This is a genomic window from Onishia niordana (genome assembly GCF_004798965.1).
In the GTDB taxonomy this organism is placed as follows: Bacteria; Pseudomonadota; Gammaproteobacteria; order Pseudomonadales; family Halomonadaceae; genus Onishia; species Onishia niordana.
This window is the reverse complement of sequence record NZ_SDSD01000001.1, coordinates 277,452-299,416: the sequence shown is the minus strand read 5'-3', so window position 1 is coordinate 299,416 and position 21,965 is coordinate 277,452. Positions and strand designations below refer to the sequence as shown.

Sequence of the window (21,965 nt, the reverse complement as noted above, 5' to 3'; positions counted from 1 at the left end):
ACGCACAGTAATTCGGAGACCTCATGGCGCTTTCCAAGGACCTGTCTTCTCAGGACGCGGCTTCTCAGACCGCGAACGATCAGAGCTCGCATGATCAAGCCGAGACAGCCCCGGCTGCCGGCGATCTGGCGCGTATCGAGGACCTGATCGAGGACATCCGTCAGGGCAAGATGGTGATCCTCATGGACGATGAGGATCGCGAGAACGAAGGCGATGTCATCATGGCCGCCGAAAAGGTCGAGGCCTCGCACATCAACTTCATGGCGCGACATGCCCGTGGCCTGATTTGTCTGCCGATGACTCGCGAGCGCTGCGAGCGCCTCAAACTGCCGTTGATGGTGCATGACAATGGTTCGGGCTTTGGCACCAAGTTCACCCTCTCCATCGAAGCCGCCGAGGGGGTCTCGACCGGCATCTCCGCTGCTGATCGGGCGCGTACCGTACGCGCGGCTTCGGCGCGCGATGCCAAGGCCGCCGATATCGTCCAGCCGGGTCACATCTTCCCGCTGATGGCAGAACCGGGTGGCGTGTTGCGTCGCGCGGGCCACACCGAGGCAGCATGCGATCTGGCCGCGATCGCTGGGCTCGATCCCAGCGGTGTGATCTGTGAGGTGATGAACGATGATGGCAGCATGGCGCGTCGCCCCGAGCTCGAGCGTTTCGCCGCCGAACATGATTTGAAGATGGGCACCATCGCGGATCTGATCCACTACCGCATCCACACCGAGCAGACCGTGGATCATCTGGAAGCGACACCCGTGGAAACCGACCATGGTGAGTTGACCCTGCATGTCTTCCGCGACAGCATTCAGGGCGCCCATCATATGGCGTTGGTCAAAGGAACGCCCTGTCCCGATGAGTTGACCACGGTGCGTGTCCACCTGGCCGACACACTGCGCGACATCTTGACCTTGACCCGCCCCGGCAACCAGAGCTGGACCGCCCATCAGGCACTGGCCGAGATCGCCCAGGCCGACAGTGGCGTCTTCGTGCTGCTCGATGACGCCCGCCAGAGCACTGACTTGAAGGATCAGCTTGATGTCTTGCTCGAGCGCAAGCGTGCACCGCGCTCAAGTGACTCCGATGGTGCCGGCAATTACCTGACCATCGGCACCGGTTCGCAGATCCTCAGGCACCTGGGGGTCGGCAAGATGCGCCTTTTGAGCTCGCCCTGGAAGTTTTCGGCGCTCTCTGGCTTCGACCTGGAAGTGGTCGAGCGACTGAGTCCCTGAGCCCTGATACCGTACTGCCTGTGGCACCGCTCAGAGAGCGTCATGCCACGGCGCTAGACGCAACACCCGAGAAGCGCCCCGCGGGGCGCCGTAAAGATTCAAGCAGGATGACAAGCATGCAACCGATCTCCCAAGTCGAAGGTAACTTCACCGACGTTGATGGCCGCTATGTAATCGTGGTCGGCCGCTTCAACCACCATGTGGTCGATAGCCTGGTCGAAGGTGCCGTGGACAGCCTGGTTCGCCATGGTGTGGACTCCGAACACATCGACATCGTCCATGTGCCGGGTGCCTGGGAGCTGCCGCTAGCGGTCAAGCGTGCCCTTCAGGTCGCGAGCCCGGATGCGGTTATCGCCCTCGGCGCGGTCATTCGCGGCGGGACACCGCATTTCGAGCATGTCGCCGGTAGCTGCAACAGCGCGCTGAGTAACCTGCAGCTGCAGTTCGATACCCCGATCGCCAATGGCGTGCTGACCGTTAATTCGATCGAGCAGGCCATCGAGCGTGCCGGTACCAAGGCCGGTAACAAGGGCTCGGAAGCTGCCATGGCCGCCATGGAGATGGTCTCGTTGCTTAATCACTTTGGGGGTGATGAATGAGCCGTTCCTCGGATAACGAGCGCCGCTCGCCTTCGAAGAGCCAACTTGCCCGCCATGCCGCCCGCGAATTGGCGGTGCAGGCCATCTATACGTGGCAGATGACCGGCAAGCCGGTGAGTACCATTGAGGCCGAGTTTCGCAGCCAGACAGCCGATGAAGATCTCGAGGATCACGAGAACTGGCATAAGGTCATGGAAATCGCCGATCTGGCGCTCTTCCATGAACTGGTGCACAACGTGGTGCGCTTCCAGACCGATCTGGATGCGTCGATCGCGCCGCTGCTGGATCGTCAACTCGCTGACCTCGATGGTGTTGAGCTGGCGATTCTTCGTCTGGGCACGTACGAGCTGTCTCGTCGTCTCGAGGTGCCCTATCGGGCGGTGATCAACGAAGGCGTGGAGCTTGCCAAGTCGTTTGGTGCCACTGACGGTCACAAGTACATCAACGGGCTACTCGACAAGCTCGCGGCGCGCCTGCGCTATTCTGAGGTCAGCGCCCGCCGCTGACATGTCATCCGTGATGCAGACGCCATCCCCCGATTCGGGTGCTTCGCCGAGCGAGTTCGATATGATCGCTCGCCACTTCACGCGACCAGCACGCAGCGCCGGCGTGGTGCTGGGCGTCGGCGATGACTGCACCGTGCTTGCGCCCACGCCGGGCCAGCAGCTAGCGGTCAGTGTCGATACTTCGGTGGCCGAGGTTCACTTTCCTGGCGAGGCCCCTGCCTCGGCGATTGGCCACCGGGCGCTGGCGGTCAGCCTGAGCGATCTGGCGGCGATGGGCGCCAGGCCCCGCTGGTGTCTGATGGCGCTTACCCTCGATCACGCCGACGATGCCTGGCTAGCGCCCTTCGCCCAAGGTTTCGATCAGCTTTGTGCCCGCACCGGCACCGATCTGGTGGGTGGCGATGTGACGCGCGGCGCACTGTCGGTGAGCGTCACCGTGCACGGAGAGGTGCCCCCCGGCGAGGCGCTGACCCGTCATGGCGCCCAGGAGGGTGACCTGCTGGCCGTTACCGGTACCTTAGGCGGCGGCGCCGGTGGGCTCGCCGCCTGGCAGGCCGGCGAGCGCTCGCTCGACGACCCGTTGCTTGCCGCCTATCTTCTGCCTGAGCCGCGCCTCGATGCCGGGCAGGCGCTACGCGGGCTTGCCAGTGCCGCGATCGATGTATCAGACGGCCTGCTCGCTGATCTCAAGCATCTTTGCGATGCATCAGGCGTTGGCGCCGAGCTCGATATCGAGGCACTCCCGCTGGCCAGCGGGCTGGTCGAGCGGTTGGGTGAGGGCGCACAACGGGCGGCACTCAGCGGCGGTGATGACTACGAGCTGCTGATCGGCCTGCCACCTGAAGCCCTTGAGACGGCCCGCCAGGCGCTGGATGATCTCGGCGTGCCACTGACGATCATCGGACGCTTCACTGCCGCGCCCGGCATCCACGGTGTGGAAGCGACCGGCCCTGGCGGCTGGCAACACTTTTCAGGAGTCACGTCATGAATCGTGCACCGGGCAGCGTTTGGCGACGCCCCAGCCACTTTCTGGCCTTCGGTCTGGGCAGCGGTGTGGTTCCCTTTGCTCCGGGAACCTTCGGCACCCTGGCCGCCATTCCCTTCTACTGGCTGATGACCGACTTGCCGCTGTCCTGGTACCTCGGGGTGGTGGTGGTGGCCTACTTTCTGGGCATTTGGCTGTGCGACCGCACCTCCCGTGATCTTGGCGTTCACGACCATTCGGGGATCGTCTGGGACGAATTTGTCGGCTACTGGATTACCATGGCGGCGGTGCCTTTTTCGTGGGAGGCGGCGCTCTGGGGCTTTGCCATCTTCCGTGTCTTCGACATCTACAAGCCCTGGCCGATCCGTTGGGCTGACCGGCGCGTAGCCGGCGGCTTCGGCATCATGATCGATGACGTGCTGGCGGGTATCTATGCCTGGAGCACGATTCACCTCTGGCTGTGGCTGCACTGAGCAACGCCGCCAGGCCACGGCTTTCTGCCGCCAAGCCAAGGCGGAGTCTCGACAGGGTGTCTGCAAGTCCAGGATGCGGATACCTTCATTCACCATCGCCAAGCGATGATCATTGCCAGTGAGGGAACACGATGCGCAAGGGATTCATGGCCGTAACCGCGGTCGTCGTACTGGGGGGCGGGTATCTTGCCGCTCAGGCCTACTCGAGTGAGCGATTCGATGAGGAGCTGACGCGCAGCCTTAAGTCGCTGAACGAGAGCGACGATGTCACGATCGAGCGTCAGCAAACCGAGCAGGGCTGGTTCACCTCGCGTGGCGAGATCGTTGTCACGCCAAGGCCCGATGAAGGCTGGCGTTTGCACCTGCCCTACAGCGCTCGACACGGTATTACCAACACCCGCCTGTCGGGTGAACTTGAAATGGCCTTGGGATCTGATGACGAGGCTCTGTTCGCCGACAAACTCGAGGCGGCACCGCCGCGCTGGCATGCTGAACTCGAGACCCTGAGCGGTGAATTTACCGGGCGGCTTGAGCTTGCCACCTTCGAGAGCCAGATCGATGGCACTACTTTAGCGATGAATGGTGGCTTCCTGACGCTTGAAGGAAAGCCGGGTGACGTGCGTCTGTCGGGCGAGATCGCGCCCTTTAATATTCGCGAGCATCAGGAGAGTCTCGAAGTGGGTCGCCTGACCCTATCCTCGCACTATCGTCAGGACGACGCAGCGGCGGAGCGGGCACAGCAGGCGAGTGTCACCCTTGAGAGCCTGAAGTTGGCTCGCGATAACAATCCCACCGTAGCGCTCGACGCGCTGAGCTATCAGGGCGACCTGAGTCTCGGTGCCGAGGAATTGCAGCTTGGCGGCACCCTCAAGCTTGACGAGGCGCGTGTCGATGATCAGTCGCTGCTTTCTGGTGAACTTGCCTTCTCGCTATCGCGTATCAATGCCGACGCCGTGCGTGCGCTCGAGACCGCCATCGATACTGAGACCGAAGCGGGCAAACCGGTCGATGCGCTCGACGAGACTGAGCTTGAGGCATTGATCGAGCGCCTTGAGCCGCACCTGCTGGCGTTGCTCGATGATTCCCCCCAATTGACGCTCAAGCACCTCACCGTTCAGAGCGACATGCTGAATGTGGACACGCGCCTAAGCGGCGAGCTGACCTTCGATGGCGAGGATGCTGAGCGTCTTTCGCTTGAGCGTCTCGACCAGCGCAAGCAGCAGCTGCGTTGGGCACAGCGATTCAATGGTCAGTTCGAATGGCAGGGCGTGCCGCCAATGGCGCTGATGCAATTGGGACTGCCCAGGACCACCGAGCGCCTGGACATCCTTATCGAAAGCGGACAGCCAAGCATCAACGGTCGCCCCCTACCGCCCCTGTTCTGAGGTGATTGGGCCCAGCGCAGCCTGGGCCCGGCTTGCCCGCAATGTGGGCATGACTTGAAGTTCGCGTTCTCCGCCCGCATTCCTTGGCCATGGGTCAAATGACCAGTTGGATCACAGGATGGATCATGAGCGAGCACGACGACGATCTGCAGCAAGTCTTTTATGAACGCGATGACCGGGCCTCCAGCGAGGAAGCCCCGGATGAAAACACCCATATCGAAAGCGGTGCCGTAGTGCCGACCCGGGACTATCTCCCCGAGCGCATCTACCTTTTGCCCATCCATAACCGTCCCTTCTTCCCGGCGCAGGTGCAGCCGCTGGTGATTCACCGCCCGCGCTGGGAAGAGACCATCAAGCGGGTCGGCAATACCACGCACCATACCGTTGGTCTGGCCTATGTAGGCGATACCGAAATCGATGAGCTGGATCATGGCCATTTTCCGGTCACCGGTACCGCTGTGCGCATGCACAAGGTGCAGGGTGAGGATGACCAGATTCAGTTCATTGCTCAGGGCGTAAGGCGTTTTCGCATTCAGCGCTGGTTGTCGAAAAAGCCACCTTACCTGGTCGAAGTCAGCTATCCCAAGGAGCCGGTCGACGCCGAAGAGGACGAGACGCGCGCCTACGCGATGGCGATGATCAACGGCATCAAGGAGCTGCTGCCGATCAACCCGCTCTACGGCGAAGAACTCAAGCACTACCTCAATCGCTTCAGTCCCCATGAGCCGGGGCCGCTGACCGATTTTGCCGCCGCGATGACCTCTGCCAAGGGCTCGGAGCTGCAGGCCATTCTCGAGACCTGGCCGGTGATGGAGCGCATGCAGAAGGTGCTACCGCTGCTGCGCAAGGAGATCGAGGTCGCTCAGCTGCAAAGCGAGATCAGCGATCAGGTCAATGCCCAGATGCAGGATCGTCAGCGCGAATTTTTCCTTCGCGAGCAGCTGAAGGTCATTCAGCGCGAGTTGGGCATCTCCAAGGACGACCGTGAAAACGACGTCGACACCTTCCGGGCCCGGTTGGAGAATCTCACGGTGCCTGAGCGGGTGATGAGTCGTATCAACGACGAGCTCGATAAGCTCTCGGTGCTCGAGACCGGCTCGCCGGAGTACGGCACCACCCGTAATTATCTCGACTGGCTGACCTCGCTGCCCTGGGGCGTGACCAGTGATGATCAACTAGACCTCAAGCACGCGCGGAAGGTTTTGGACCGCGACCATGACGGCCTTTCCGATGTTAAGGAGCGCATCGTTGAGTTCCTCGCCGAAGGGACCTTCAAGGGCGACGTGGGCGGCTCGATTCTGATGCTGGTCGGCCCCCCGGGGGTTGGAAAGACCTCGGTGGGTCGCTCGATCGCCGAGGCACTGGGTCGCGAGTTCTACCGTTTCTCAGTAGGCGGCATGCGCGACGAGGCCGAGATCAAGGGCCACCGGCGCACCTATGTCGGCGCCATGCCCGGCAAGCTGGTTCAGGCCATCAAGGAAGTGGAAGTCGAGAACCCGGTGATCATGCTCGATGAAATCGACAAGATGGGTCAGTCCTTCCAGGGTGATCCGGCCTCGGCGCTGCTCGAGGTGCTCGACCCCGAGCAGAACGTCGACTTCCTCGATCACTATCTCGATGTACGGCTGGACCTGTCGAAGGTGCTCTTTGTGTGCACCGCCAACACCCTCGACTCGATCCCCGGTGCGTTGCTTGACCGCATGGAACAGATTCGTCTCTCTGGCTATATCGCCGAGGAGAAGGTAGCGATCGCCAAGCATCATCTGTGGCCGAAGCTGCTCAAGCGCGACAAGATTCCCAAGAAGCGTATCAACCTGACCGATGCGGCGCTTCGCCAGGTGATCGAAGGCTATGCCCGCGAGGCTGGCGTGCGCCAACTCGAGAAGCAGCTGCACCGCATCGTGCGCAAGGCGGCGGTCAAGCTGCTCGAGCACGATCAGCAGACGGTCAAGATCTCGGTCAACAACCTCGAAACGTTCCTCGGCGCGCCGCCGTTCCGCAAGGAAGAGGTACTCAAGGGCGAAGGTGTGGTCACCGGGCTTGCCTGGACCTCGATGGGCGGCGCGACCCTGCCGGTGGAGGCCGGCAAGGTGCATGCCCTGGATCGCGGCTTTAAACTGACCGGCCAGCTTGGCGATGTCATGAAGGAATCGGCCAATATTGCCTATAGCTATGTGCAGGGCCACTTGGGCGAGTTCGGCGCCGACGCCGATTTCTTCAACGATGCCTTCATCCACCTGCACGTGCCCGAAGGCTCGACGCCCAAGGATGGTCCCTCGGCGGGAGTCACCATGACTACGGCACTGCTCTCGCTGGCGCGCCATCAGTCCATCGACCGCTCGCTTGCCATGACCGGAGAGCTGACCCTGACCGGCCAGGTGTTGCCGGTAGGCGGCATCCGCGAGAAGATCATCGCTGCCCGGCGCAGCGATATCTTCGAGGTCATCATGCCCGAGGCCAATCGCCGTGATTACGATGAGCTACCGGACTACTTGCGCAAGGGCATGACGGTGCACTTTGCCAAGCATTACAGCGATGTCGCCAAACGGGTCTTCTAGTCCTGTTGGCTAGCCGACACCAATTGCGCTTAATGTTGCGCAGCAGGGCCCCATATGGGGCCCTGTTCATGAAAGGACACCACCATGAACGCCAAGGCGACCTGTACCTTGCTGAGCCTCGCGGCAGGGATGAGTAGCGCTTGTGTGATGGCCGATGAGCCGCGCACCCTGACGGTCTACACCTATGATTCCTTCGTCGCCGAATGGGGCCCGGGCCCCGGCATCAAGGAAGCGTTCGAGGCGCGCTGTGGCGACTGCCGGCTTGAGTTCGTGGCCCTGTCCGGCGGGGTCGACCTGCTGCAGCGGCTGCGTCTGGAAGGCGGGAGCAGTGCCGCCGATGTGGTGCTGGGCCTCGACATGAACCTGATGGCCGAGGCCCGAGCCCTGGACCTGCTCGCCCCGCATCAGGTGGACCTTTCGCCTCTGACGCTGCCCGTTGATTGGGAAGATCCCATCTTCCTGCCCTACGACTGGGGGCAGTTCGCCTTCGTCTACGACAGCGAGGTTCTGCCAGACCCACCGGGAAGCTTTGCCGAGCTGCTCGACGCACCGGACGATCTAAAGGTGATCATTCAGGACCCGCGCACCAGCGTCACCGGGCTTGGCTTGTTGCTGTGGATGAAGCGGGTCTACGGCGATGAGGCCCCGGCGGCCTGGGAGAAGCTCAACGATCACGTGCTCACCGTCACCGGCGGCTGGAGCCAGGCCTACTTCTCCTTGTTCATGAACGGTGAGGCGCCGATGGTGCTCTCCTACAGCACCTCGCCGGCCTACCACATGGCCGTCGAGGAGACCGAGCGTTACCAGGCCGCCGAGTTCGGTGAGGGGCATTACCTGCAGGTAGAGACCGCGGCGATGCTCGAGAGCAGCGAACACCCTGCGCTCGCCCGCGACTTTCTCGACTTCGTGCTGACCCCGGGGTTTCAGCGCCATATTCCGCTGGGCAATGTCATGTATCCGGCCATTGATATCGGCGAGGAGCGCCCCGCGGTCTTCGACCGCTTGATCGAGCCCGAAAGCGTTACTTTCACGCCGGAGGAGGTGCAGGCGAATCGTCGCGAGTGGATCCGTGAATGGCTCAATGCCAGTACTCGATGATGCGGTTGAAAACTAGGCTCCTTCAGGTCTTGGCCGCGTGCCATGGCATCTGAGGCGCTAACAGCAGGCAAGGCGTCGCCTCACGGCCGGCGGCGGCTGACCCAACTGCCGCTGTGGGCGGGGCTCACGGCGCTGGCGGCTCTGGTCGGGCTGGGCCTTGGCAGTCTGGGGGCGCTGCTTGTTCAGGCGCCCGGCATCTCGATGGCGAGCCTCTGGCAGGAGCCTTACCTGGCTGGAGTTCTGCGCTTCAGCCTCTGGCAGGCCAGTTTGTCGACGCTTGTCTCGCTTGGCTTGGCTATTCCGGTGGCCGTGGCGCTCGCCCGGCGGCGGCGCTTTGCCGGGCGCCGCCTGCTGCTTCGTGCGATGGAACTGTCGCTGGTGGTTCCCAGCCTGATCGCATTGTTCGGCCTGGTGGCGGTGCATGGCCGCCAGGGCTGGGCGGCGCCGCTCTGGGAAGCGTTGACCGGATCACAGGAGGGCTATTTGTATGGGCTTTCCGGTATTGTGCTGGCGCACGTCTTCTACAACCTGCCGCTGGCGGCTCGACTGTTATTGCAGGAGCTCGAACGCGCGCCCGCCGCTCACTGGCGTCTCGCGGCCCAGCTTGGCCTAAAACGCCGCGGCATCTGGAGAACGCTTGAATGGCCGGCGCTCAAGCGGCTCTTGCCGCGGCTCGCCGCCTTAGTCTTTACGCTCTGTTTTACCAGCTTCGCCATCGTCATGACCCTGGGCGGCGGGCCGGCCTCGACGACGCTTGAGGTGGCGCTCTATCAGGCCCTCAAGTTTGATAACGATCTGGCGCTGGCGGCTCTCTTGGCCTTGACTCAGCTGACGATCTGTCTCGGGCTCTGGGGGCTGGCACTGAGTCAGGGTGGGGCCCCCTCATTAGCCGTCGGCGACGGCTCGGCGCCACTTGGCGGTCGCTGGCAGCGGCGCGATGCCTTGGGGATATCGCGGTTGACCGATACCTTCTGGCTCCTTGGATTAGCCTTGTTGTTGCTGCCGCCCTTGGTGGCGGTGGTGGTGGCCGGTCTCGGCGGGCTGGCCGATCTCGCGCATCAGGCGAGTCTGTGGCCGGCCCTCTGGCGCAGTCTCGTCATGGCCGCCGGGGCAGGCGGCCTGGCGCTGACGCTGGGCATTGCGCTGATCGCCGGCCATGGCTGGTTGGCAGCGCGTGGCAAGCGGTTGGCGGCGGGGCTGATGGAGGGCAGCGGCCAGCTGATCCTGGTGTTACCGGCGTTGGTGCTCGGCACCGGGCTTTTTCTGTTACTGCGCCCCCGGTTGGGTGGTGGCTGGCAGGGATATGGTCTGGTGGTGCTGGTCAACGGTTTCATGGCACTGCCCTTTGTGATGCAGGTGCTGCGGGGGGCACTGCTCGGCTTGCCGATGGCGCAGCGGCGCCTCGCCGATCAACTCGACATACAGGGCGTAACACGCTTTCGCTGGCTCTTGTGGCCACGCCTGCGGCGTCCGGCGGCGTTGGCCATGGCTTATGCCATGACCCTATCGCTTGGCGACTTCAGCGTCATTGCCCTGTTTGGCAGCCCCTCGGCGCCGACGCTGCCGATGCTCCTGTATCAGCAGCTTGGCAGTTACCGTTGGCAGACTGCAGCGGCTACCGCCCTGATATTGCTGGCAACGGTAGCGGCGCTCTTCGTGCTGCTTGGCTGGCTGACGCGTCGATTACCGCGCTATCCATTGCGCTAACCATTGCGTTATCCCTCCCGAATGATCGTCCGGATCCCTGATGCTTGATGCCAATAATCTGAGTTTTCATTACACACGCTGCGATCCGGGGGAGACCCCGGATTTTGCCTTCTCCTTTCGCCTGGCGCCGGGAGAATGCCTGGCGGTGTCGGGGCCCTCGGGGGCGGGCAAGAGCACGCTACTGAACCTCCTGGCGGGCTTTCTCAGCCCAAGTGGTGGCCGGCTCACCTGGCTTGGCGAGGACCTTACCGATCAACCGCCGTGGGCGCGCGGCATGACCACCGTTTTTCAGGACCACAACCTCTTCGAGCATCTGCCGGTCTGGATCAATGTCGGCCTTGGGCTGTCACCTGACCTGAGGCTCTCCGACGATCAACGCTCGGATATTCTCGACGGTCTTGCCGAGGTTGGGCTGGGTGGCCTGCATGACCGGCTACCCGGTGAGCTTTCAGGTGGCCAGCAGCAGCGGGTGGCGCTGCTGCGCTCGCTCGTGCGCGAGACACGCGTGTTGCTGCTCGATGAGCCTTTCAGCGGGCTTGATCGGGGGAATCGCGAGGCGCTCTGGGGGCTGGTGCGCCGCCAGCAGGCCGCCGGCGTGGCGGTACTGCTGGTCAGCCATGATCCGGAAGATGTCGAGGCCCTGGCGCAGCGACGACTGCGGCTTGTGGAGGGGCGCCTGGTGTCCCCCTAGGCTTGGCAGATGCGTCAGTCAGTACAACCCGCCAAGTGCACTTCCCTGGCGGGCGGGGGCGTGTAAAAATCTGCGGCTTGCTGGACACCAGGCGCCCGGCAGCGATGATGGCGCCAATATAATACCAATGTCTCGGAACACGAGACGCGCATGAAGACACGAGGATCGCATGCCCGAATATCGCTCTCGCACTACCACCGCTGGTCGTAATATGGCCGGTGCCCGGGCCCTGTGGCGCGCCACAGGCATGAAGGATGACGACTTTCACAAGCCGATCATCGCCGTCGCCAACTCCTTCACCCAGTTCGTGCCGGGCCATGTGCACCTGAAGGACATGGGGCAGCTGGTGGCGCGCGAGATCGAGAAGGCCGGCGGGGTGGCAAAGGAGTTCAATACCATCGCCGTGGATGACGGCATCGCCATGGGCCATGACGGCATGCTTTATTCGCTGCCCAGTCGCGACATCATCGCCGACAGCGTCGAGTACATGGTCAATGCCCACTGTGCCGATGCCCTGGTGTGTATCTCCAACTGCGACAAGATCACCCCGGGCATGTTGATGGCCGCCATGCGCCTCAACGTGCCGGTGATATTTGTGTCCGGCGGACCCATGGAGGCCGGCAAGACCAAACTGCTGGATCATGGTCTCGACCTGGTCGATGCCATGGTCATGGCCGCCGATGACAGCGTCGATGACGAGACGCTGAGCGAAGTCGAGCGTAGCGCCTGCCCGACCTGTGGCAGCTGCTCGGGCATGTTCACCGCCAACTCGATGAACTGCCTGACCGAGGCGCTGGGCCTGGCACTGCCCGGCAACGGCACGGTGCTCGCCACCCACGCCGATCGCCGTCGGCTGTTCGAGACCGCCGGGCATCGCATCGTCGAGTTGGCCAAGCGCTACTACGAGGGCGATGAGGCGCACCTGCTGCCCCGCGCCATCGGTAACAAGGCGGCCTTCAAGAACGCCATGACCCTGGATATCGCCATGGGCGGTTCCACCAATACCATCCTGCACCTGGTGGCCGCCGCCCGGGAGGCCGAGGTTGACTTCACCATGGCCGATATCGACCGGCTGTCGCTTGAAGTCCCGCAGCTGTGCAAGGTCGCGCCCAATACCCAGAAGTATCATATCGAGGATGTGCATCGGGCCGGCGGCATCATGGCGATTCTCGGCGAGCTCGATCGGGCCGGCGTGCTGGATACGCGCGTGCCCACCGTCTATGGCGATAGCCTGGCCGAGGCGCTCGATGAGTGGGACATCATGCGCTCGCCGAGCCCCGAGGTGGTGGAGTTCTTCCGCGCCGGCCCCGGCGGCATTCCGACCCAGACTGCATTTTCCCAGAGTGCGCGTTGGCCGAGCCTGGATGGCGATCGAGCCACCGGCTGCATCCGCGATCTCGCCCATGCCTTCTCGACCCAGGGCGGACTTGCCGTGCTCAAGGGCAATATCGCCGCCGATGGTTGTGTGGTGAAGACCGCCGGGGTCGATGATTCCATCCTGGTCTTCGAGGGCCGTGCCCATGTGGTGGAGTCCCAGGACCAGGCAGTCGAGCATATTCTTGCTGACAAGGTCAGCGAGGGCGACGTGGTGGTGATTCGCTACGAAGGCCCGAAGGGCGGTCCGGGCATGCAGGAAATGCTCTACCCGACCAGCTATCTCAAGTCCAAGGGGCTCGGCAAGGCCTGTGCGCTGTTGACCGACGGGCGCTTTTCGGGCGGCACCTCGGGGCTTTCCATCGGCCATGTCTCACCGGAGGCGGCGGCCGGTGGCGCCATTGGCTTGGTCGAACAGGGCGATATTATCCGCATCGATATCCCCAATCGCCGCATCGACGTGCTGCTAGATGACGCCACACTGACGTCACGTCGCGAAGCCATGGAAGCGCGTGGCAAAAAGGCCTGGAAGCCTGCCATCGAGCGGACCCGCAAGGTGTCGGCGGCCCTCAAGGCCTATGCGCTGCTGGCGACCTCCGCCGACAAGGGTGCGGTGCGCGATCTCGACAAGCTCGACTGAGCCCCTTCTTGCCTGAGCCGCCAATGACAAGGCCCGCGCCCAAGGCGCGGGCCTCTATGCAGATCGGCTCGCCTCTGTTGGATGGGGCTACGCCGCCCGAGGCAGCGTCTCTTCTCCGTCTTGTAGGGCCTGTCGTTCTAATTCCAATGCAGATGCCAGCTCAGATTCCAGCTCATACCACAGGCGCATGAGTGAAAGACTTTCCTCGCTATAACACATCACAGCAACCTCCCGAGTAATGAATGGCCACCAGGGTGGAAAAGGACGGTCATTGTTGAGTATGGTTGATTCGACCAAGGTCGATATGACGTTTTTCTGACCGTTTTTTGATATGCATGAGCGCCGCGGCTCTATATCGTCGCGGCGTTTCCGGCCCAGGGGCCATTACTCTTCAACATGCCTCAAGGACCCCAGATGAAACAGAAGTTTTCGGTCGGCGTGGTGGGCTTCGGCTTCGCCAGCCAGACCTTTCACGTTCCGTTAATTCAGGCCACACCCAATCTTGAGTTGGTGGCGATCTCCTCGAGCGACGCCGACAAGGTGCACGCAAGCCTTCCCCAGGTGGCGGTAGAGGCCAAACCCCAGGCGTTATTTGCGCGCGACGATATCGATCTGGTGGTGATTCCCACCCCCAATCAGACCCATTTTCCGCTGGCCAAGGCGGCACTCGCCGCTGGCAAGCATGTGGTCGTCGACAAGCCCTTCACCGTGACGGTCTCAGAGGCGAAGACACTGCGTGGGCTGGCTGAAGAAGCCAACCGGCTGCTCTCGGTCTTTCATAACCGCCGCTGGGACAGTGACTACCTGACCCTCAAGGCGTTGCTGGCGTCCGGTGAGCTTGGGCGTCTGGTATCGTTTGAGTCGCGCTTCGATCGCTTCCGCCCCGAGGTGCGCGATCGCTGGCGCGAACAGCCACAGCCCGGTGGCGGTATCTGGTATGACCTGGGGCCGCACTTGCTTGACCAGGCGCTGGAGCTGTTCGGGATGCCGCGGGGGATACTTCTCGACCTGGCCGTCAGCCGTGATGGCGCCAAGACCGATGACGACTTCGTGGCGCTGCTCGACTATGAAGAGCGGCGTGTAACGCTCAAGGCGAGCGCACTGATTGCCGAACCGACACCGCGATTTGCCGCCCATGGCACACAGGGCAGCTACGTGAAGTATGGCCTCGACCCCCAGGAGGATCGGCTCAAGGCCGGCGAGACACCGGGGCCTGAGTGGGGCGTCGATACGGACCATGGCACCCTGCGCACCTGGGATGAGAATGCTCAGTCGCTGGTGGCCCGTGAACATCCGACGCTGCCAGGCGATTATCTCGCCTACTACCAAGGCATCGCGGATGCGATGGCTGGCCAGGCGGAGAACCCGGTCGAGGTCGGCTCGGCGCTCAAGGTCATGACGCTGCTGGAAGCGGGTCTGGACAGCTATCGCCAGCAGCGCTGGGTCAAGTTGAGTGAGGGGCAGGGCATGCGAAAGCGCTAGCCGCCCAGAGCCCCCGTCAGTGACGAGGGCCTGCGTTTGGCTACCAAAGACTCGTCGGCGGGTTGGCTTCGCGCAGACGATCTCTTGCGATATAGAGGGCGGCGATGGCGCGAGCCTCGTGAAAGTCTTCCCGGGCGAGAAGGGCAGGCAGTGAGGCGATGGCGTGGGTCTCGACGATCAACGGCTCCGGCTCGTCGCCTTCCAGTCGGTGGGGGTAAAGATCGCTTGCCAGCATGACCTGCATGCGGTGATGCATGTAGTTGGGCGCAAGCGACAGTTCCACCAGTGGTTCAATGCGGTGAGCGCCGAAGCCGCATTCTTCCATCAGTTCGCGGTTGGCCGCGCTGACGATGTCCTCCCCGGGATCGACGACGCCCTTGGGCAGCGTCAGTACGTAGTCGTCAAAGCCAGCGGCGTATTCGCGAATCAGCAGCACATGCTCCGGGTCCGGCATCGCCACCATCATCACCGCGCCAGTGCCGTTGCCGCTTGGCATCAGGCGCTCGAACGTGCGCTCGGCCCCATTGCTGAACCGCAGTTGCATTTCTTCAATGGCGAACAGTCGGCTTCTGGTGACTTCGCGGCGGGCTAGGGTGCGAGGTTTTTGCGGCCAATCGGCGTCTTGTGGCATAGGGGCTCCGTGGGCAGCGGTGGCATGAAGGGGTACAATATCACTCTATTCATTGCTGCGGAGCCCTTGGCCGATGATCGACTGGCGAGCCATTGATACCGTGTTGCTGGACATGGACGGTACCCTGCTGGATCTGCATTTCGACAGTCACTTCTGGCTGGAACATCTGCCTCGGCGTTATGTTGAGCTGCATCGTCTGGATGATGCCAGTCAGGAGTCTATCCGCACACGCATCATATCGGAGCAGGGCACCCTCAACTGGTATAGCTTGGCCTACTGGAGTCGCGAACTGGGCGTCGATATTGCTGAGCTGAAGCGTGAAGTGCAGCATCTGATCGGCCTGCGTAGCGACGCCCTGGACTTCCTTAAGTGGCTCAAGCAAGCCCATCCACGAGTGGTGCTCGCCACCAATGCCGACCGTGAAAGCCTGGCGCTCAAGCTGCCGCTGACCGGACTCGAGGATTTTCTCGATGCGATCGTGTCATCGGCGGATGTCGGCGTGGCCAAGGAGGCCCAGGAGTTCTGGTTCGCCCTCCAGGAAATCGAGCCCTTCGATCCATCCCGTACGCTTTTCATCGACGATAACCCGGCGGTGCTCGAGAGCGCCCGTGAGTTTGGCATCCGCCACCTGCTGGGTATCAAGCAGCCCGACAGCCGTCGACCCGAACGGGACCTCGAGGAGTTCATCGCCCTCGATCGTTTCTCAAGCATCCTGCCAAGTGAGCGGCCAGTCATCAGTCATCACCAAGCGGAGGACTGAGCATGTCCGAGGTACGACTCGACAAGTGGCTATGGGCGGCGCGCTTCTTCAAGACGCGGCAACTCGCCAAGAAAGCGATCGAAGGCGGCAAGGTGCACTATAACGGTGGTCGCGCCAAGACCAGCAAGACCGTGGAGGTCGGCGCCCTGATCCGTGTGCCTCAGGGCTTCGATACCTATGAGGTTGAGGTGCTGGCGCTTTCAGGGCAGCGTCGGGGCGCCCCCGAAGCGCGCACCCTTTACCGTGAGACCGAAGAGAGTGCTGCACGCCGTGCCAAGGAGAGCGAGCAGCGCCGGCTGGCCAACCAGGCGATGCAGCATCCCTATAAGCGGCCCGATCGACGCGACCGGCGTGAGATCAAGCGTTTCATGCGCGACTCAGGCGACTAGGCGCCGTCCGAGACCGTCGGAGTTGCGCTCCTACCAGATTCGATGTTACCGGAATTCTTCATATGACCGACCAGATTCAACGCTTCCTGCTCGACGATACCAACGTTCGCGGCGAGCTGATGACCCTCGATGCGGCCTACGCGGCGGTACTCGATACCCAGACCTACCCGGCACCGGTGGCCAAGCTTTTGGGTGAGCTGCTCAGTGCTGCGGCGCTGCTCACCGAAACCGTCAAGCTCGACGGTACCCTGAGCCTTGAGGTGCGTGGCGATGGGCCTTTGGGCCTGCTGATGGCCGAATCCAATCCCGGTGGCGAGCTGCGTGGCATTGCGCGGCTCGACGAAGAGCAGTCATTACCTGCTGAAGGTGCCGGTTTTCGCGAGCTGCTGGGCGATGGCCGTATCGTGATCAGCCTTGATCCGCGTGAGGGCAATCGCTACCAGGGCATCGTCGAGCTCAGCGAAGACAGCCTGGCGGGATGTTTGGAAGATTACTTCACGCGCTCCGAACAGTTACCCACCCGGCTCTGGCTATCGGCGGATGCTGAACAGCATCGAGCCGGTGGTCTGCTGCTGCAGCGTCTTCCCGATGAGAGCCAGAACCAGGATCAGGATGCGTGGGAGCGTGCCGTGTATCTGGCCGGCACCTTGAAGGATGAAGAGCTTCTGGGTCTCGAGCAGCATGAATTGCTGAACCGGCTGTATCATGAGGAAACCGTCCGGGTGTTTGATCCCAAGCCCTTGTACTTCGCCTGCAGCTGTTCGCGGGAACGTATCGCCCGGGCACTGCATAATCTGGGCGAGCAGGAGCTTCGCAGCATTCTCGAGGAACAGCAGGCCGTTGATACCCAGTGCCATTTCTGTCATACCCACTATCATTTCGGTGCGGCAGAAATCGAGGCGCTGATCCAGTCGCCTGATGCCTCCTCGCCGACGTTGCACTGAGCGATTCACGCCATCGTCGGATAAGTGCTTCTATGTTGTAGGAAAACTACACAAACGATGGCGAAACGGGGCGTTTTCCCGGACGGTCCTTTTTGCCATAATGCTTGTCCATTCGAGCTGCCCGGCGTCGTTCCTTAAAAGAACAGGCCCACCTGTCATTGGCGTCGGCGCGAATCCAGAAGGCGCGTCTTTGCGCGCCGGATAACGAGAGAGAAGTGCCTTCGGGCCCAGGACACCTACATGACCACGAACCAAGCCGTCTCCCGCGTTGACGCGACTGCCAGTCAGCAGCCATTCACCAACCTGAGCAGTGCAGAGCTTATCGAACATGCCCTACTGCGTGGTGAGGGGCACCTGGCTGACAATGGTGCGCTGGTGGTGAACACCGGAGCACGCACGGGGCGTTCACCGGCGGATCGCTTTATTGTCGATGAGCCCTCGACTAGCTCACAGATCGACTGGGGCAGCGTCAATCGACCCTTCGATGCAGCTGCCTTCGAGGCACTATGGGAGCGGGTTGAGACTTATCTGGGGGAGTGCGACAGTTTCTTTTCCGAGCTGCACGTAGGGGCTGATCCGCAGTATTACCAGCCAGTAAGAATGACCACCGAGACAGCCTGGCAGAACCTGTTCGGTCGAACCATGTTCGTGCGTCCCGAGGCCTACAATCCGGCCACCAAGGATGAGTGGACCATTCTTAATGCCGCCAATTTCGCCTGTGACCCGGCACGAGACGGCACCAATTCCGAAGCGGCGGTGATTCTTGATTTTGCGGGTCGCCGGGTGCTGATTGCCGGCATGCACTATGCCGGAGAAATGAAGAAAGCCATGTTCTCGGTACAGAACTTCCTGCTGCCGGCACATGACGTCTTGCCGATGCACTGCAGTGCCAATGTCGGGGAAGATGGCGAGACCACCCTGTTCTTCGGTCTCTCCGGTACCGGCAAGACCACCCTGTCTGCCGACCCGGCCCGTTACCTGATCGGTGACGATGAGCATGGCTGGGGCAAGGGCACGGTGTTCAATATCGAGGGCGGTTGCTACGCCAAGTGCATCGATCTTTCCGAGAAGAATGAGCCGGTGATCTGGAAGGCCATTCAATTTGGTGCCGTGCTCGAGAACGTGGTGCTCGACGACCGTCGAAGCCCGGACTTTACCGACGGGAGTCTGACTCAGAACTCCCGCGCGGCGTATCCGCTCGAACACATCGAGAAACGAGTACCAGAGAACCGTGCCGGCGAGCCCAATGCCATCATCTTCCTGACCTGTGACATGTCCGGCGTGCTACCGCCAGTGTCATTGTTGTCCAAGGAAGCGGCGGCCTACCACTTCCTTTCCGGTTACACCGCCAAGGTCGGCTCTACCGAGATGGGCTCCTCTGCAGGTCTCGAAGCCACCTTCTCGACCTGTTTCGGTGCGCCTTTCTTCCCGCGCCCGGCCCGCGAGTATGCTGACCTGCTGATCAAGCGCGTCGAAGAAAACGACGCCCGTGTCTATCTGGTCAACACCGGCTGGACCGGTGGCGCCTATGGTGAGGGCGGTTCGCGCTTCGCGATCCCTACTACCCGGGGCATCATCAGTGCCATTCAGTCCGGGGTGCTGCGTGATATCGAGACCCGCACCGTCGAAGGCCTGAACCTCGAGGTCCCGCTGGCTGTCCCGGGCGTCGACTCGCGCCTGCTCGACCCGCGCGAGACCTGGGAAGATCGCGCCGCCTATGAGCGTCACATGCAGGACCTGGTCGCCAAATTCGTCGACAACTTCAAGAAATTTGCCGGCGTCGATGAGGCAATCGTCAAGGCCGGTCCGCGCTTGGCGTAAGTACGACCTGTGTAAGTGCGATCTGTCGAAGGGGGTGGCGCCAGGACGAACCCTGGCGGCAATCCGGAGTCGAACAAGGGAAGCCGCGGCTTCCCTTTTTTGTGGGTGTCGCCTTTACGGCAGCCGTATCCAGGCATCGCGGTGCGTTCAAGCAAGCAGTCGCGTCAGCGCACCAAGTGGTGCCCCAGTGGAGGTTACAATGCAACGTCGACATTTTCTCGGTCTGCTCGCGACCGGCAGTATGGCGAGTCTGTTTCCCGCTATTGCCAGTGCTCGCCCCAAGCCCGACCTCGAACGTGCCGCGGGGATCGAGGTGCTGGAGCTCAGTGAAGCGCAATGGCGTGAACGGCTGAGCGAGGCAGAGTTCCATGTGTTGCGTGAGGCGGGCACTGAGCCGGCTCACTCGAGCCCGCTGGACAAGGAAACCCGCGAGGGTGAGTTCCGCTGTGCGGGTTGTGACCTCGTGCTGTTCAAGAGCGACATGAAGTACGATTCTGGCACCGGCTGGCCGAGTTTCTTCACTCACGTAGAAGGCCACCTGCTGGCGCAGGTCGATTACAAGGCGATCTGGCCGCGCACCGAGTATCACTGTGCACGTTGCGGTGGTCATCAGGGACATGTGTTCGACGATGGGCCACAGCCCACCGGCCTTCGCTGGTGCAACAACGGTCTGGCATTGAGTTTCGTGGCGGCCTGAACCGGTGGTGCAGCGTTGACCAAAAGCAAGACGGCCAGGGCAAATGCCCTGGCCGTCTTTATTTTGGTTGCGCTCTGGTTTGAGTACTTGCTTTGAGTACTTGCTTTGGGTGCTTGGTTAGCGTGCTTGACTAGAACTCCTCCCACTCATCGACCGGCCTGCTGACGGGCTTGGGTGATGGCTTTGGTGTGGCTCGGGTGAGAGACGCCGAGGAGAGTGAACGCATTGCGTTTGAATCGGCTGTCGAGGAGGAGGACCGGGCCTCGCTCACGTCATTGCCCAACCGGAACGAGGCGATCAGCACGTTGAGACGCTCAGCCTGCTCTTGCATGGCAGCCGCGGCGGCATTGGTCTGTTCGACCATGGATGCATTCTGTTGGGTCATGGCGTCGAGTTCGCTCACCGCTGTATTGACCTGACTAATGCCTTGGCTTTGCTCCTTCGCGCCGGCGCTGATGTCGCCGATAACGTCAGTGACGCGACCGATGCTTTCGACGATCTCCTCCATGGTCTTTCCGGTACTCTTGACCAGTTCGGCACCAGACTGGGTGCGCGTCACCGAGGTGTCGATCAGCTCGCGGATGCTCTGCGACGCATCGCTGGAGCGGCCAGCCAGCGTGCGGACTTCCTGCGCCACAACAGCGAAACCACGGCCGTGCTCGCCGGCGCGTGCCGCCTCGACGGAAGCGTTGAGTGCCAGGATATTGGTCTGGAAGGCGATGCCGTCGATCAGGGTGATGATGTCCTTGATCTGGGCGGCTGAGGCGCTGATCTCGTCCATGGTCTTCTCGACCTGAGTCATCGCCCGCTGGCCTTCGCGCGCGACATTTGATGTCGATTGCACCAGTTGATCGGCCTGCTGCGCCGCTTCGGCGGTGTTACTCACGGTAGAGGTGATCTCTTCCATGGAGGCCGAGGTCTCCTGCAGGCTGGATGCCGCCTGTTCACTACGCGAGGCCAGATCCTGGCTGCTCTTGGTGATCTCGTCTGAGGCATTGTGTACGCCATGAGTGCTGGCGCGAACGGATTGCAGGGTTCGGTCGATGCGCGCGACGAATACATCGAATTGAGAGGCTAGTTCACCGATCTCATCACGGCGATTGGACGTGATGCGTGCGGTCAGATCGCCATCGCCCTCGGCGATCTCTTTGATGCGATGGGTGATCTGGCGAATCGCACGAGACATCATCAGCGGACCGCCCAGTGCGATGGCGACGGCGACGATGGCGACCAGCAGCGTAAAGAACATGACCGTGTATTGCTGCGCCTTGACCTTCTCCAGGGTGGCGGCTTCAAGTGTCTCGATCTTGGCAGCGACGGCCTCACCCCCGACGTCGTAGACGTCGCGCAGCGTGCCAAAGGCCTCGCTCATGGGGCCTTCGAAGTGAGCTTCTGCATCGTCGACGCGGCCACTGTCGTACAGAGAGAAGACCTGATCGGCCTGACGGCGCCAGGCCGAGTAGAGGGGCTCGAATTCATCCAGCTTGGCGATGATGTCAGGATAGTTGGCAAGCAGTCTCTGGAAGGTCTGCATCCGGTCATAGGCTTGCTGTGCGTTTTCACGGTAATCGTCGAGCTGGGTCTGGGCGCCCGTCGTCTCTGGCTCCTCACTCAGGTATTCAAGGGTGGCGACATGCGCCTGGTAGAGATCACGGTCGGCGTTGAGCACATTGGATGTGGCTTTGTTGAAGGTGTTGCTGAATTCTGTCATGCGCTCCTTGACGGTATTGACCAGTAAGAAGTCGACCGTCACGACCGCAATCAACGACAGCGCCACGCCGATGAAGGCGATCGCATATTTCACGCTTATCTTATTCAAATGCTTGAGCATGTGCCTTGGTATCCTGAGCCGCCAGAGGTAGGGATATGTGGAATGAAGGCCACATGATGTTGCTATCGGCCGCTGACACGCTCGCTTGAGGGTAAGGCATCGATTGGCGCCCCATGGGCGACTGGCCGTTCGGGGCGCCGCTGCGATGGCAGCGGCGCCCCG

At 62.0% G+C, this 21,965-nt stretch carries 19 protein-coding genes; 17 read left to right on the top strand and 2 right to left on the bottom strand.

Annotated features, from left to right (window positions below; genetic code table 11):
- The first annotated feature begins 23 nt into the window (after positions 1-23).
- The 12 genes from ribBA to ETC27_RS01230 all read left to right on the top strand — a co-directional run bounded on the left by ribBA (position 24) and on the right by ETC27_RS01230 (position 14,730).
- Positions 24-1,232, top strand: coding sequence for a bifunctional 3,4-dihydroxy-2-butanone-4-phosphate synthase/GTP cyclohydrolase II (gene ribBA / locus ETC27_RS01285; RefSeq protein WP_136253178.1), 1,209 nt, complete (start codon positions 24-26; stop codon positions 1,230-1,232).
- 116 nt (positions 1,233-1,348) lie between these two features.
- Complete coding sequence (gene ribH, locus ETC27_RS01280) at positions 1,349-1,831, top strand: 6,7-dimethyl-8-ribityllumazine synthase (RefSeq protein ID WP_136253177.1); 483 nt, start codon at positions 1,349-1,351, stop codon at positions 1,829-1,831.
- A complete protein-coding gene (gene nusB / locus ETC27_RS01275) occupies positions 1,828-2,337 on the top strand; it encodes a transcription antitermination factor NusB (protein ID WP_136253176.1) in 510 nt (169 codons plus the stop codon). Before ribH ends, nusB begins: the two co-directional genes overlap by 4 nt.
- Before the next feature lie 13 nt (positions 2,338-2,350).
- Positions 2,351-3,325 (top strand): thiamine-phosphate kinase, encoded by a 975-nt coding sequence (gene thiL, locus ETC27_RS01270; RefSeq protein ID WP_136253175.1) that lies wholly within the window; start codon positions 2,351-2,353, stop codon positions 3,323-3,325.
- Positions 3,322-3,795 (top strand): phosphatidylglycerophosphatase A family protein, encoded by a 474-nt coding sequence (locus ETC27_RS01265; protein WP_112054714.1) that lies wholly within the window; start codon positions 3,322-3,324, stop codon positions 3,793-3,795. Before thiL ends, ETC27_RS01265 begins: the two co-directional genes overlap by 4 nt.
- 131 nt (positions 3,796-3,926) lie before the next feature.
- Positions 3,927-5,180 carry a DUF945 family protein gene (locus ETC27_RS01260; RefSeq protein WP_136253174.1) on the top strand — a complete coding sequence of 418 codons (1,254 nt, stop codon included), beginning with the start codon at positions 3,927-3,929 and terminating at the stop codon, positions 5,178-5,180.
- Between the two features lie 125 nt (positions 5,181-5,305).
- A complete protein-coding gene (gene lon, locus ETC27_RS01255; RefSeq protein WP_136253173.1) occupies positions 5,306-7,738 on the top strand; it encodes an endopeptidase La in 2,433 nt (810 codons plus the stop codon).
- 84 nt (positions 7,739-7,822) lie between these two features.
- The gene (gene thiB / locus ETC27_RS01250) at positions 7,823-8,836 is read left to right on the top strand and encodes a thiamine ABC transporter substrate binding subunit (RefSeq protein ID WP_136253172.1); all 1,014 of its coding nucleotides are present in this window, start codon (positions 7,823-7,825) and stop codon (positions 8,834-8,836) included.
- A 42-nt stretch (positions 8,837-8,878) separates the two neighbouring features.
- Positions 8,879-10,543, top strand: coding sequence for a thiamine/thiamine pyrophosphate ABC transporter permease (gene thiP, locus ETC27_RS01245; protein ID WP_136253171.1), 1,665 nt, complete (start codon positions 8,879-8,881; stop codon positions 10,541-10,543).
- Positions 10,544-10,583: 40 nt separating this feature from the next.
- Entirely contained in the window at positions 10,584-11,234 is a 651-nt protein-coding gene (locus ETC27_RS01240; protein WP_136253170.1) for a thiamine ABC transporter ATP-binding protein, read from the top strand.
- Positions 11,235-11,403: 169 nt separating this feature from the next.
- Entirely contained in the window at positions 11,404-13,248 is a 1,845-nt protein-coding gene (gene ilvD / locus ETC27_RS01235) for a dihydroxy-acid dehydratase (protein WP_136253169.1), read from the top strand.
- Between the two features lie 414 nt (positions 13,249-13,662).
- Positions 13,663-14,730, top strand: a complete 1,068-nt coding sequence (locus ETC27_RS01230) for an oxidoreductase (protein ID WP_136253168.1) — start codon at positions 13,663-13,665, stop codon at positions 14,728-14,730.
- 40 nt (positions 14,731-14,770) lie between these two features.
- On the opposite strand, the gene nudE is transcribed toward ETC27_RS01230, so the two are convergent.
- Positions 14,771-15,361, bottom strand: coding sequence for an ADP compounds hydrolase NudE (nudE, locus tag ETC27_RS01225; protein WP_136253167.1), 591 nt, complete (start codon positions 15,359-15,361; stop codon positions 14,771-14,773).
- A gap of 73 nt (positions 15,362-15,434) precedes the next feature.
- On the opposite strand from nudE, the gene yrfG reads away from it, so the two are divergent.
- From yrfG to msrB, 5 genes are all read left to right on the top strand, one after another.
- A complete protein-coding gene (yrfG, locus tag ETC27_RS01220) occupies positions 15,435-16,121 on the top strand; it encodes a GMP/IMP nucleotidase (protein ID WP_136253166.1) in 687 nt (228 codons plus the stop codon).
- 2 nt (positions 16,122-16,123) lie between these two features.
- On the top strand, positions 16,124-16,510 hold the full coding sequence (locus tag ETC27_RS01215; RefSeq protein WP_136253165.1) for an RNA-binding S4 domain-containing protein: 387 nt from the start codon (positions 16,124-16,126) through the stop codon (positions 16,508-16,510).
- A 62-nt stretch (positions 16,511-16,572) separates the two neighbouring features.
- The gene (hslO, locus tag ETC27_RS01210) at positions 16,573-17,454 is read left to right on the top strand and encodes an Hsp33 family molecular chaperone HslO (protein ID WP_136253164.1); all 882 of its coding nucleotides are present in this window, start codon (positions 16,573-16,575) and stop codon (positions 17,452-17,454) included.
- 240 nt (positions 17,455-17,694) lie between these two features.
- Complete coding sequence (locus ETC27_RS01205) at positions 17,695-19,275, top strand: phosphoenolpyruvate carboxykinase (RefSeq protein WP_136253163.1); 1,581 nt, start codon at positions 17,695-17,697, stop codon at positions 19,273-19,275.
- A gap of 199 nt (positions 19,276-19,474) precedes the next feature.
- On the top strand, positions 19,475-19,972 hold the full coding sequence (msrB, locus tag ETC27_RS01200; RefSeq protein WP_136253162.1) for a peptide-methionine (R)-S-oxide reductase MsrB: 498 nt from the start codon (positions 19,475-19,477) through the stop codon (positions 19,970-19,972).
- A 130-nt stretch (positions 19,973-20,102) separates the two neighbouring features.
- Here msrB and ETC27_RS01195 read toward each other — a convergent pair whose 3' ends face one another.
- Positions 20,103-21,776, bottom strand: coding sequence for a methyl-accepting chemotaxis protein (locus ETC27_RS01195; protein WP_306462150.1), 1,674 nt, complete (start codon positions 21,774-21,776; stop codon positions 20,103-20,105).
- Positions 21,777-21,965 lie beyond the last annotated feature (189 nt).